This window comes from Serratia sp. CY74737 (assembly GCF_052166775.1).
GTDB lineage: Bacteria > Pseudomonadota > Gammaproteobacteria > Enterobacterales > Enterobacteriaceae > Serratia > Serratia ureilytica.
This window is the reverse complement of the sequence record NZ_JBJNOF010000005.1, coordinates 40,395-52,883: the sequence shown is the minus strand read 5'-3', so window position 1 is coordinate 52,883 and position 12,489 is coordinate 40,395. Positions and strand designations below refer to the sequence as shown.

At 61.0% G+C, this 12,489-nt stretch carries 9 protein-coding genes; 7 read left to right on the top strand and 2 right to left on the bottom strand.

What is annotated here, in order from left to right; genetic code table 11:
• The first annotated feature begins 63 nt into the window (after positions 1-63).
• From htpG to ACJ8PE_RS08640, 7 genes are all read left to right on the top strand, one after another.
• On the top strand, positions 64-1,929 hold the full coding sequence (gene htpG / locus ACJ8PE_RS08670; RefSeq protein WP_033651110.1) for a molecular chaperone HtpG: 1,866 nt from the start codon (positions 64-66) through the stop codon (positions 1,927-1,929).
• A gap of 202 nt (positions 1,930-2,131) precedes the next feature.
• On the top strand, positions 2,132-2,776 hold the full coding sequence (adk, locus tag ACJ8PE_RS08665) for an adenylate kinase (protein WP_004940261.1): 645 nt from the start codon (positions 2,132-2,134) through the stop codon (positions 2,774-2,776).
• Between the two features lie 164 nt (positions 2,777-2,940).
• A complete protein-coding gene (locus ACJ8PE_RS08660) occupies positions 2,941-4,074 on the top strand; it encodes a sugar diacid recognition domain-containing protein (RefSeq protein ID WP_197793444.1) in 1,134 nt (377 codons plus the stop codon).
• 119 nt (positions 4,075-4,193) lie between these two features.
• The gene (locus ACJ8PE_RS08655; protein ID WP_033651112.1) at positions 4,194-5,459 is read left to right on the top strand and encodes a GntP family permease; all 1,266 of its coding nucleotides are present in this window, start codon (positions 4,194-4,196) and stop codon (positions 5,457-5,459) included.
• 9 nt (positions 5,460-5,468) lie between these two features.
• Positions 5,469-6,632 carry a glycerate kinase gene (locus tag ACJ8PE_RS08650; RefSeq protein WP_197793446.1) on the top strand — a complete coding sequence of 388 codons (1,164 nt, stop codon included), beginning with the start codon at positions 5,469-5,471 and terminating at the stop codon, positions 6,630-6,632.
• Between the two features lie 119 nt (positions 6,633-6,751).
• Positions 6,752-7,714 carry a ferrochelatase gene (hemH, locus tag ACJ8PE_RS08645; protein ID WP_004940253.1) on the top strand — a complete coding sequence of 321 codons (963 nt, stop codon included), beginning with the start codon at positions 6,752-6,754 and terminating at the stop codon, positions 7,712-7,714.
• Between the two features lie 90 nt (positions 7,715-7,804).
• A complete protein-coding gene (locus ACJ8PE_RS08640; protein ID WP_033651114.1) occupies positions 7,805-9,109 on the top strand; it encodes an inosine/guanosine kinase in 1,305 nt (434 codons plus the stop codon).
• A gap of 54 nt (positions 9,110-9,163) precedes the next feature.
• On the opposite strand, the gene ybaL is transcribed toward ACJ8PE_RS08640, so the two are convergent.
• Together ybaL and ACJ8PE_RS08630 are read right to left on the bottom strand one after the other, a co-directional pair.
• Positions 9,164-10,855, bottom strand: a complete 1,692-nt coding sequence (gene ybaL / locus ACJ8PE_RS08635) for a YbaL family putative K(+) efflux transporter (protein WP_004940247.1) — start codon at positions 10,853-10,855, stop codon at positions 9,164-9,166.
• 245 nt (positions 10,856-11,100) lie between these two features.
• On the bottom strand, positions 11,101-12,321 hold the full coding sequence (locus ACJ8PE_RS08630) for an MFS transporter (protein WP_197761807.1): 1,221 nt from the start codon (positions 12,319-12,321) through the stop codon (positions 11,101-11,103).
• Between the last annotated feature and the right edge of the window lie 168 nt (positions 12,322-12,489).

Sequence of the window (12,489 nt, the reverse complement as noted above, 5' to 3'; positions counted from 1 at the left end):
GACCCTCATCTGATCCTCATTGTTCGATTTTGGTAGCCATTGTCTTTGAGGTAATCAATGAGTATGAAAGGTCAAGAAACCCGCGGGTTCCAGTCTGAAGTAAAACAGCTGCTTCATTTGATGATCCATTCGCTGTACTCCAACAAAGAAATTTTTCTGCGCGAGCTGATCTCCAACGCCTCTGACGCCGCCGACAAGCTGCGCTTCCGCGCTCTGTCCGCGCCGGAGCTGTATGCCGGCGACGGTGAGCTGCGCGTGCGTTTGTCCTTCGATAAAGAGCAGCGCACCCTGACTATTGCCGACAACGGCATCGGTATGCGCCGCGAAGAAGTGATCGAAAACCTCGGCACCATCGCCAAATCGGGCACCAAAGCGTTCCTGGAATCCATCGGTTCCGACCAGGCGAAAGACAGCCAACTGATCGGCCAGTTCGGCGTTGGTTTCTACTCGGCGTTCATCGTGGCGGACAAAGTGACCGTGCGTACCCGCGCGGCCGGCGCCGCCGATGACGAGGGCGTGTTCTGGGAGTCCGCCGGTGAAGGCGACTACACCATCGCCGACATCACCAAAGAAACCCGCGGCACCGAAATCACCCTGCATCTGCGCGAAGGCGAAGATGAGTACCTCGATGCCTGGCGCCTGCGTTCGGTGATCGGCAAATATTCCGATCACATCGCCTTGCCGGTGGAGATCGAAAGCAAGAATGAAGAAGACGGCACCGTCACCTGGGAGAAGATCAACAAGGCGCAGGCCCTGTGGACCCGCAGCAAGGCTGACGTGACCGACGAAGAGTACAAAGAGTTTTACAAGCACATCGCCCACGATTTCACCGATCCGCTGAGCTGGAGCCACAATCGGGTGGAAGGCAAGCAGGAATATACCAGCCTGCTGTATATCCCGGCGCAGGCGCCGTGGGACATGTGGAACCGCGATCACAAGCACGGCCTGAAGCTGTACGTGCAGCGCGTGTTCATCATGGACGACGCCGAGCAGTTCATGCCGAACTATCTGCGCTTCGTGCGCGGCCTGATCGATTCCAACGATCTGCCGCTGAACGTATCGCGCGAGATCCTGCAAGATAGCCGCGTGACGCAGAACCTGCGCGGCGCGCTGACCAAGCGCGTGCTGCAGATGCTGGATAAGCTGGCCAAAGACGACGCCGAAGGCTACCAGAAATTCTGGCAGCAGTTCGGTCTGGTGCTGAAAGAAGGCCCGGCGGAAGATAACGGCAACCAGGAAGCGATCGCCAAACTGCTGCGCTTCGCCACCACCCACGGCGACAGCTCGGCGCAGACCGTGTCGCTGGAAGAGTATGTCGGCCGCATGGCGGAAGGGCAGGAAAAGATTTACTACATCACCGCCGACAGCTACGCCGCCGCCAAGAGCAGCCCGCATCTGGAGCTGTTCCGCAAGAAAGGTATCGAAGTGCTGCTGTTGTCCGATCGCATCGACGAGTGGATGATGAGCTACCTGACCGAGTTCGACGGCAAGCCGTTCCAGTCGGTCAGCAAGGCGGATGAAACGCTGGATAAACTGGCGGATGAAACCGAAGAGCAGAAGGCGGCCGAGAAGCAGTTGGAACCGTTCATCGAACGCGTGAAAACCCTGCTGGGCGACCGCGTGAAGGATGTGCGTCTGACGCACCGCCTGACCGATACGCCGGCGATCGTGGTAACCGACGCCGACGAAATGAGCACCCAGATGGCCAAGCTGTTCGCCGCTGCGGGCCAGCAGGCGCCGGAAGTGAAGTACATTTTCGAGCTTAATCCTGAGCATGCGTTGGTCAAACGCGCATCCGACGTGGGCGATAACGAACATTTCGCCGAGTGGATCGACCTGCTTTTGGATCAGGCGCTGTTGGCTGAACGCGGCACGCTGGAGGATCCGAACCTGTTCATCCGCCGCATGAACAAGTTGCTGTCCGCCTGAAGTTGATTATATGCGCCCTTAACGGCACCGTTAGGGGCGCATTTCCGGTTTTTCCCCGCATTTTCCCCTCTTTTGTTCGCTTGAATTTTTGCATGTTCCGCAATCGATTTCCTTCGCGCGCCTTGAGCCTGCCCCCCCTGAAATGGTATCGTTGAGCGTTTTCGCAATTTTATAAAAACTACATAGCAAGGGGATTTACGCAATGCGTATCATTCTGCTGGGCGCTCCGGGCGCTGGTAAAGGTACTCAGGCTCAATTCATCATGGAGAAATACGGCATTCCGCAAATCTCCACCGGTGATATGTTGCGCGCAGCCGTGAAGGCCGGCAGTGAACTGGGCAAGCAGGCGAAAGAGATCATGGACGCCGGCAAGCTGGTGACCGATGAGCTGGTGATCGCGCTGGTCAAAGAGCGCATCGCTCAGGAAGATTGCCGCAAGGGCTTCCTGTTGGACGGCTTCCCGCGCACCATTCCGCAGGCTGACGCGATGAAAGAAGCCGGCATCAACGTGGACTTCGTGCTGGAGTTCGACGTGCCGGACGAGCTGATCGTTGACCGCATCGTTGGCCGCCGCGTGCACGCGCCGTCCGGCCGCGTATACCACGTGAAGTTCAATCCGCCGCAGGTGGAAGGCAAAGACGACGTGACCGGCGAAGAGCTGACCACGCGCAAGGACGATCAGGAAGAGACCGTGCGCAAGCGCCTGGTGGAATACCATCAGATGACCGCGCCGCTGATCTCTTACTACAGCAAAGAAGCGGCAGCGGGCAACACCCAATACCGCAAAATCGACGGCACCCGCAAGGTGGCCGAAGTGAGCGCAGAGCTGGCGACTATCCTCGGTTGATAGCAAGCTGGCTGTGCATGACGCCGGGCCTGTGGCCCGGCGTTTTTTTTGCCGTTTTCCCGTTAAATTGTGATCGCGGCGGCTTGTTGCGGCCGTGACCGTTAATCGCCCGCGCCAAATGACGTATAACAAGCCTGCATTTTCATCCTCAGCAGGGAGCCGGCATGCTCAGACAGACCAAACTTCTGGCGGAAGCCACCGCGCGCCAGATCGTCCAGCGGGCGATGGGCATCATCAGCCATTCCGTCAACGTGATGGACAGCAACGGCGTGATCATCGCTTCCGGCAACCCACAGCGCCTGTTCCAGCGTCATGAAGGCGCGGTGCTGGCGCTGGCGGAGAATCGGGTGGTGGAAATCGACCGCGCCACCGCCGAACACTTGAAGGGCGTGCGGCCCGGCATCAACCTGCCGTTCAGCTTTCGCAATCAGCGGGTGGGAGTGATCGGCATTTCCGGCGAGCCGGCCGAGGTGCGCGCCTACGCCGAGTTGGTCAAAATGGCGGCGGAGATGATGGTGGAGCAGGCGGCGCTGCTGGATCAGCACCAGTGGGAAAAACGCTACCGGGAAGAGCTGGCGAACCAGCTGTTGCAGCCGCAGCCGAACACGGCGTCGCTGGAAGCGATGGCGGCGTATCTGGGATTGGATCTGCGCCAGGCGCGCATCGTCTGGATCGTCGAGCTGCAAGAGGCGCAGCCGCACCTGCTGCGCGAACTGCTGGCTGAGCTTGAGGCCACCCAGCGCGATGCGTTGATCGCCATTACCTGCTTCAATGAAATGACCCTGCTGCGCCCGGCCAGCATGGCGCAAGGCGAGTGGAGCCTGAAGCTGGAGCGCCAACAGGCGCAGCGTCTGCAAAACCAGCTCAAGCACCGCTTTCGGGTGCGGCTGATCGTCGGCGGTTTCTACGACGATCCGCAAAGCGCCTACCGCTCCAGCCTGACCGCGCGCGCCACCCAGGCGATGGCGCAGCGCCTGAAATTGCGTCACGCCACGCTGTTCTACCACGACTATCCGCTGCCGTCGCTGCTGTGCGATCTCGGGGAGGACTGGCGAGCGCAAGAGCTGGGGCGCCCCTGGCGGACGCTGGAGGAACAGGATGAAAAAGGCGTGCTGCGCGCCACGCTGCGCCACTATTTTTCGCAGAATTGTGATCAGACGCAGGCCGCCGCGCAGCTGCATATTCACGTCAATACCCTGCGCTATCGCCTGCAGCGCATCGAAGCCATAACCGGTATGAAAATCAATCAATTAACTGACTCTCTGCGGTTGTATATCGGCATGCTGATGCACGACTGAGTTGTGCCAACCCACAAATTCCGCGCCGTTCCTTCGGCGATTTTTTGTTGTTTCCCCTCAGGCCAACGCCGGGCGCGCGGGATATGTTGGCCTGCACATCAACCACGGAGAAAACAACAATGACAACCGTATCCACTCTGGGGGCGCTGGTGGCGTTAGCCGTCGCCATCGTCCTGATTCTACGCAAGGTTCCACCGGCTTACGGCATGATTGCCGGCGCGCTGGCGGGTGGGCTGTGCGGCGGCGCCGATCTGGTGCAGACCGTGACGCTGATGATCGGCGGGGCGCAGGGCATCACCAACGCCGTGATGCGCATTCTGGCGGCGGGGGTATTGGCCGGGGTGCTGATCGAATCCGGCGCGGCGCACACCATCGCCGAAACTATCGTACGCAAGGTGGGGGAAACCCGCGCGCTGCTGGCGCTGGCGGTGGCTACACTGATCCTGACGGCGGTGGGGGTGTTTATCGACGTGGCGGTGATCACCGTCGCGCCGATCGCGCTGTCGATCGCCCAAAAGGCCGGCATTTCTCGTGCGGCGATCCTGCTGGCGATGATCGGCGGCGGCAAGGCCGGCAACGTGATGTCGCCCAACCCGAACACCATCGCGGCGGCGGACAACTTCCACGTGCCGCTCACCTCGGTGATGATGGCCGGCATCGTGCCGGGGCTGTGCGGCCTGGTGGTGGCCTATCTGCTGGCGCGTCGCCTGAGCGATAAAGGCGGCAGGGTGATGGCTGAAGAGCTGACTCAGCATGCCGAAGGGGCGCGGCCGGGCTTCGCTGCGGCGATCAGCGCGCCGCTGGTGGCGATCCTGCTGCTGTCGCTGCGGCCGATCGCCGGTATCGCCGTTGATCCGCTGATCGCGCTGCCGGCCGGCGGTTTGGCGGGCGCGCTGCTGATGGGGCGCATTCGTCAGTGCAATCAGTTTATGGTCTCCGGCCTGTCGCGCATGGCGCCGGTGGCGATCATGCTGCTCGGCACCGGCACGCTGGCGGGCATTATCGCCAACTCGGCGCTGAAGGATGTCTTGATTACCGGTTTGACGCACACCGGGCTGCCGGCCTGGCTGCTGGCGCCGCTGTCCGGCGCGCTGATGTCGATGGCGACCGCCTCGACCACCGCCGGCACCGCCGTGGCTTCCGGGGTGTTCAGCTCCACGCTGCTTGAGCTGGGGGTGAGCGGATTGGCCGGCGCGGCGATGATCCATGCGGGCGCCACGGTGCTGGATCACCTGCCGCACGGCAGCTTCTTCCACGCCACCGGCGGCAGCGTCAATATGGCGGTGCACGAGCGGCTCAAGCTGTTGCCGTATGAAACGCTGGTGGGGTTCACCATCGCGGCAATCTCGGCGCTGATGTTTGGCGTATTTAACCTGGCGGGATAAGGAACAGTGATGAAAACGCTGAAAAAAGTGGTTATTGCCCCGGATTCTTTCAAAGAGAGCCTGAGCGCGCTCGGCGTCGCCGACGCCATTGAGCGGGGATTCCGTCAGATTTACCCGCAGGCGCACTACGTGAAGCTGCCGATGGCGGACGGTGGTGAAGGCACGGTGGAGTCGATGGTGGCGGCCACCGGCGGTGAAATCGTTCAGGTGACGGTCACCGGCCCGCTGGGGGAGCCGGTGCAGGGATTTTATGGCCTGCTGGGCGACGGTGAAACCGCGGTGATTGAAATGGCCGCCGCCTCCGGGCTGCATCTGGCGCCGCCTAATCGGCGCGATCCGCGCATCACCACCAGTTACGGCACCGGCGAACTGATGTTGGCGGCGCTGGAACGCGGCGTGAAGGCGATCATTCTCGGCATCGGCGGCAGCGCCACCAACGACGGCGGCGCCGGGATGATGCAGGCGCTGGGCGTGAAGTTGCTGGATAAGGATCGTCGCCCGCTGCCGGTGGGCGGCGCGGCGCTGGCGCAGCTGGCGCACCTCGATCTCGCCGGGCTGGACGCGCGCTGGCAACGGGTGAGCGTGACCGCCGCCTGCGACGTCGATAACCCGCTGTGCGGCGAAAAGGGCGCCTCGGCGGTGTTCGGGCCGCAGAAGGGGGCGACGCCGGAGATGGTGGCGCAGCTCGATGCGGCGCTGCACCACTACGGCGATCTGCTGGAACGGGAAACCGGCCGCGCCGTGCTCACCCAGCCGGGCGCGGGGGCGGCGGGTGGCATGGGGGCGGCGCTGCTCGGCATGCTCAACGCGCGCTTGCGGCCGGGCATCGAAATCGTCACTGAAACTCTGCGTCTGGATGAGGCGGTGCGCGATGCCGATCTGGTGATCACCGGCGAAGGGCGGCTGGACAGCCAGTCGATTCACGGCAAAACGCCGATCGGCGTGGCGCGGGTGGCCAAGCGCCACGGCGTGCCGGTGATCGCCATCGCCGGCAGCCTGACGCCGGATTATTCGGTGGTGCATCAGCACGGCATCGATGCGGCGTTTTCGGTGCTCGATCGCATTGTGACGCTGGAAGAAGCGCTGACGGACGCCGATCGCAATCTGCAGGTGACGGCGCGCAACGTGGCGGCGGTATGGCAGCTGGCGCAGGGAAGAAGCCCACAGGCATAGCCTGTTGCTGTTATCGGTTTCGATGCAGGACTTTTCCGTTACAATAGCCGGCATTAATGGCTGCTGACATCCCGACCCAGAACGGAATGCCGGCCGGAAAGGAAATGAGGGGAACTGAGATGAAGCAAGAGAAACACGGCGTATTGCTGGTGAACCTGGGCACGCCAGATGCGCCGACCTCGTCGGCGGTCAAACGCTATCTGAAGGAATTCCTCAGTGACGATCGCGTGGTCGACACGGCGCCTCTGATCTGGTGGCCGATCCTCAACGGCGCGATCTTGCCGATCCGTTCGCCGCGCGTGGCTAAACTCTATCAGTCGGTGTGGATGGAAGAGGGGTCGCCGCTGCTGGTGTACAGCCGTCGCCAACAGCGGGCGCTGGCGGCGCGCATGCCGAATACGCCGGTGGAGCTGGGCATGAGCTACGGTTCGCCGAGCCTGGCGGAAGCCATCGACAAGCTGCTGGCGCAGGGCGTGACCAACCTGGTGGTGCTGCCGCTCTATCCGCAATATTCCTGTTCCACCAGCGCGGCGGTATGGGACGGCGTAGCCCGGGTGCTGAAAGGCTATCGCCGCTTGCCTTCTGTGGCCTTCATTCGCGATTACGCCGAACACCCGGCCTATATCGCCGCGCTGCAACAAAGCGTGGAGCGTTCGTTCGCCGAACACGGCCAGCCGGATCGGCTGGTGCTGTCGTTCCACGGCATCCCCAAACGTTATGCGCGGCTGGGCGATGACTACCCGCAGCGCTGCGAGGATACGCTGCGTGCGCTGAGCGCCACGCTGCCGCTGGCGCCGGAGCGGGTGATGATGACGTACCAATCGCGCTTCGGCCGCGAGCCTTGGCTGACGCCGTATACCGATGAGACCCTGAAGGGGCTGCCGGCGCAGGGCGTGAAGCACATTCAGCTGATCTGCCCTGGTTTCTCGGCGGACTGCCTGGAAACGCTGGAAGAAATTAAAGAGCAGAACCGCGAGATCTTCCTTAAGGCCGGCGGCGAGAAGTTTGAATACATCTCTGCGTTGAACGACGAGCCGGCGCATATTGACATGATGCAGCAACTGGTGGCGCAGCGTCTGTAATCATCCATAATCTGTCTATTAGATGCATCGTGATCGGGCGGGGATGTGTTAACATTCTCCGCTTGTTAAACCGCCACCACCACCAATCACATGAAATTTCCTGGTAAACGCAAGTCCAAACACTATTTCCCGGTGAGCGCCCGCGATCCGCTTCTGCAGCAGGCCCAGCCCGAAAGTGAAATCAGCACCTCGTATATCGTCGGCATCGACCAGACGCTGGTGGATATCGAGGCGAAAGTGGACGACGCTTTTGTCCAGCGCTACGGCCTGAGCCTGGGCCACTCTCTGGTGATCGAAGATGACGTCGCCGAGGCGCTGTATCAGGAATTGAATGAAAACAACCTGGTCACCCATCAGTTCGCCGGCGGCACCATCGGCAACACCATGCACAACTATTCGGTGCTGGCGGATGACCGCTCGGTGCTGCTCGGCGTGATGTGCAGCAACGTGAAAATCGGCAGCTACGCCTACCGTTATCTGTGCAATACCTCCAGCCGCACCGATCTTAACTATCTGCAGGGCGTTGACGGCGCCATCGGCCGCTGTTTCACGCTGATCGGCGAAAGCGGCGAGCGCACCTTCGCCATCAACCCCGGCCAGATGAACCAGCTGCGCCCGGAAAGCATCCCTGAAGAGGTGATCGCCGGCGCGTCGGCGCTGGTGCTGAGCTCTTATCTGGTGCGCTGCAAGGAAGGGGAGCCGATAAAGGAGGCTACCCTGCAGGCGATCGAATACGCCAAAAAGCACGATGTGCCGGTGGTGCTGACCCTGGGCACCAAGTACGTGATCGCCGACAACCCGCAGTGGTGGCGCGACTTCCTGAAGGAAAATGTGACCATTCTGGCGATGAACGAAGACGAAGCGCTGGAGCTGACCGGGCTGAGCGATCCGCTGACCGCCTCGGACATGGCGCTGGAGTGGGTGGATCTGGTGCTGTGCACCGCCGGGCCGAACGGCCTGTATATGGCGGGCTACACCGAAGAGGCCAACAAGCGTCAGACCCAGCACCCGCTGTTGCCGGGGCATATCGCCGAGTTCAACCGCTACGAGTTCAGCCGCGCCATGCGCCGCGAACACTGTGAGCATCCGCTGCGCGTTTACTCGCACATCGCGCCGTATATGGGCGGGCCGGAGAAGATCATGAACACCAACGGCGCCGGCGACGGCGCGCTGTCGGCGTTGCTGCACGATATCGCCGCCAACGGTTATCACCGCCACAACGTGCCAAACTCGAGCAAGCACGTGCGCAGTTACCTGACATACTCTTCGTTGGCGCAGGTGTGCAAATACGCCAACCGCGTCAGCTACCAGGTGTTGAACCAGCATTCGCCGCGTCTCACTCGTGGCCTGCCGGAGCGCGAAGACAGCCTGGAAGAGTCCTATTGGGAGCGTTAACCCGCTGAAAAAGAAAAGGTCCGGCATGCCGGACCTTTTTTTGTGCGCGGTGCCTCAGATCGGGCAGCCCCCCATTTTTTCTTCTTCGCTCAGGGTATCCAACTGCAGGATGTTCAGCATGCTGTTGGCGATCTCCCGTTCGCCCATCACCACCTGATTGGCGCCGCGATCGGTGATGTAGGCCACCTCGTCGTCGTAGTGGGCGCGGGCGATGATCTCGATGTTCGGCCGCTTAGCGCGCGCCGAGGCGACGATCTCGCCGGCCTCATAGCCGTTCGGGATGGTCAGCAGCAGCCAGCGCGCGCAGTCGAGCCGCGCCAGATCCATCACTTCCGGATTGGCGGCGTTGCCCAGCACCGTCTTGATACCCTGCTCGCGCAGCGCTTCCACCCGCGGGCGGGAGTTCTCGATCACCACCAGCGGAATGCCCGCCTCGGCCAGTTTGCCGCCCAGCAGGCTGCCGACGCGGCCGTAGCCGACCACCAGCGCATGGTTGCACATGTCCACCGGGATCTGCTTCTCTTCTTCCACCGCCTCTTCGAGAATTTGCTCTTCGATGGTTTCGGTTTTGGCCAGATAGCGCTCCAGCAGGGTGAACAGCAGCGGGTTGAGCATGATGGACAGAATGGCGCCGGCCAGCACCAGATTGCGCCCGTGTTCCGACATCATGCCCAGCGCGATGCCGAGGCCCGCCAGAATAAAGGCGAACTCGCCGATCTGCGCCAGGCTGGCGGAGATGGTCAGCGCGGTGCGCTTGGAGTGGCCGAACATTTTCACCAGCAGGAACGCGGCGGCGGATTTGCCGAACACGATGATCGCCAGCGTCGCCAGCACCGCCAGCGGTTCGTTAATCACGATCATCGGATCGAACAGCATGCCAACCGAGACGAAGAACAGCACGGCGAACGCGTCGCGCAGCGGCAGGGTGTCGTGCGCCGCGCGGTGGCTCAGCTCGGACTCGTTCAGCACCATGCCGGCGAAGAAGGCGCCCAGCGCGAAGGAGACGTCGAACAGCTTCACCGCGCCGTAGGCGATGCCGAGCGCCAGCGCCAATACCGCCAGGGTGAACAGCTCGCGCGAGCCGGTGCTGGCGGTTTTCGACAGGATCCACGGCACCAGGCGGCGGCCGACCACGATCATCAACGCAATGAAGGCGATGACCTTACCGATGGTCAGCGCCAGCTCCATCAGCAGCTGGCTGCTGCTGGCGTTGTCGTTGCCCAGCATATTGCCGAAGGCGGGCAGTAATACCAGCGTCAGCACCATCGCCAAATCTTCGACGATCAGCCAGCCGATGGCGATTTGCCCGCGCTGGCTGTCGATCAGTTGCCGTTCCTCCAGCGCGCGCAGCAGCACCACGGTGCTGGCGGTGGAGAGACAGAGGCCGAACACCAGGCCGGAGATCAGATCCCAGCCGAGCAGCTTGGACAGCCCCATGCCGAGCAGGGTAGCGACGGCTATCTGCGCTACGGCGCCGGGTATGGCGATAGATTTTACTGCGAGGAGGTCTTTCAAAGAGAAGTGCAGGCCAACACCGAACATCAACAGGATAACGCCGATTTCCGCCAGTTCCGGCGCCAGTGAGGTATCGGCGACGAAACCGGGGGTGAACGGGCCGGCGAGCACCCCTGCGGCCAGATACCCCACCAGAGGGGAGATGCGCAGGCGGTTCGCCAGCATACCGAGGAGGAAGGCGAGTACTAACCCTCCGACGATGGTGGTAATGAGCGGTGTTGAATTATGCATCCATACTCCTTCTGGCTATGCATCGCGGCACGGGAGAAACGCAACAAAGTTACGAAAAGATACATTTAGTTTATTGCATTTGTTCGCGGCTTGCTTGGCTAATTTGGCCTTTTTTGTAAAAAAGCAGAGGATTTCACTTAAGGCGAGGCAATGAGGCGATTTTGTGTCAGATAAGCCAAATAACATTGGTTTATCCGTGGGATAACCCGGATGAATAAATAATTTCATCCGGGCATTCAGCGGGGTTATTGCGCTTTATGCTCCATATTGGGCAGTAGCGCGGTGATAATGCCGATCAGCGGCAGGAAAGCACAGATTTGGTAGACCAGCTCGATACTGGTCAAATCCGCGACATAGCCAAGAACTGCCGCGCCTAACCCGCCCATACCGAAAGCAAAACCGAAGAATAAACCGGAAACCATGCCGACTTTTCCGGGGATCAGCTCCTGTGCGTAGACCAGGATGGCGGAGAACGCCGAGGCGAGAATAACCCCGATGATCACCGTCAAAATGCCGGTCCAGTACAGGGATGCATGGGGTAAAATAAGCGTAAATGGCGCTGCACCAAGGATTGAGCCCCAAATAACGTATTTTCTCCCTATCTTGTCGCCAAGAGGCCCGCCGATGATGGTTCCAGCGGCCACCGCGAACAGGAAGGCGAACAGGTGAATTTGCGCATTCTGCACCGAAACGCCGAACTTATGTATCAGATAAAAGGTGTAATAGCTGCTGATGCTGGCCAGATAGAAGTATTTAGAGAAAATCAGCACCAGCAGAATGCCCAGCGAGTAGGCCACGGTACGTTTTGGCAGCGGTTTCAGCATTGCGGGGCTTTTCGGCTGCCCTTTCGCCGCCCGATGCTGATGTTGGTACCACTTGCTGACCTGCAGCAATACCACGATCGCCAGCAGCGCCGCCAGCGTGAACCAGGCGACGTTGCCCTTGCCGTAAGGCGCGATGATCAGCGCGGCCAGCAGTGGGCCGAGCGAGCTGCCGAAGTTGCCGCCGACCTGGAACAGCGACTGCGCCAGGCCGTGCCGCCCGCCGGAGGCCATGCGCGCCACGCGCGAGGATTCCGGGTGGAACACCGATGAGCCGGTGCCCACCAGCGCCGCCGCCAGCAGCACCAGCGGGAAGGTGTTCGCCACCGACAGCAGCAGCAGACCGGACAGGGTAAAGCCCATGCCGATAGGCAGCGAGTAAGGCTGCGGGTGTTTATCGGTGTAATAGCCGATCAGCGGTTGCAGCAGGGAAGCCGTTAGCTGATAGGTCAGGGTGATCATACCGATCTGCACGAAGCTGAGGTGGAAATCGGCTTGCAGGATCGGGTAAATCGCCAGGATCAGCGACTGGATCATATCGTTGAGCAGGTGAGACACGCTGATGGCGCCGAGGATGGAGAAGGCGGTGCCTTTCACCGCACTGCCCTTGGCGGGCGGCATCGCGCTTTGGCTACTGTCGGTCATATTATTATTAGCCTGAGAAGTTGTTGAGCACAGAGATGACATCTTAGGCAGGGCGCCCAATTTTTACCATATCTGAAATAATCAGACTCACATCGCAAAAATTTGAAATCAGCTGTCATTAATTCGCGCTACAATTCCGCCCTCATCATAAAAGCTATTGAATACACG

Coding starts and splice junctions, on each gene's coding strand:
- htpG (WP_033651110.1), top strand. CDS start 64: ATGAAAGGTCAAGAAACCCGCGGGTTCCAGTCTGAAGTAAAACAGCTG.
- adk (WP_004940261.1), top strand. CDS start 2,132: ATGCGTATCATTCTGCTGGGCGCTCCGGGCGCTGGTAAAGGTACTCAG.
- ACJ8PE_RS08660 (WP_197793444.1), top strand. CDS start 2,941: ATGCTCAGACAGACCAAACTTCTGGCGGAAGCCACCGCGCGCCAGATC.
- ACJ8PE_RS08655 (WP_033651112.1), top strand. CDS start 4,194: ATGACAACCGTATCCACTCTGGGGGCGCTGGTGGCGTTAGCCGTCGCC.
- ACJ8PE_RS08650 (WP_197793446.1), top strand. CDS start 5,469: ATGAAAACGCTGAAAAAAGTGGTTATTGCCCCGGATTCTTTCAAAGAG.
- hemH (WP_004940253.1), top strand. CDS start 6,752: ATGAAGCAAGAGAAACACGGCGTATTGCTGGTGAACCTGGGCACGCCA.
- ACJ8PE_RS08640 (WP_033651114.1), top strand. CDS start 7,805: ATGAAATTTCCTGGTAAACGCAAGTCCAAACACTATTTCCCGGTGAGC.
- ybaL (WP_004940247.1), bottom strand. CDS start 10,855: ATGCATAATTCAACACCGCTCATTACCACCATCGTCGGAGGGTTAGTA.
- ACJ8PE_RS08630 (WP_197761807.1), bottom strand. CDS start 12,321: ATGACCGACAGTAGCCAAAGCGCGATGCCGCCCGCCAAGGGCAGTGCG.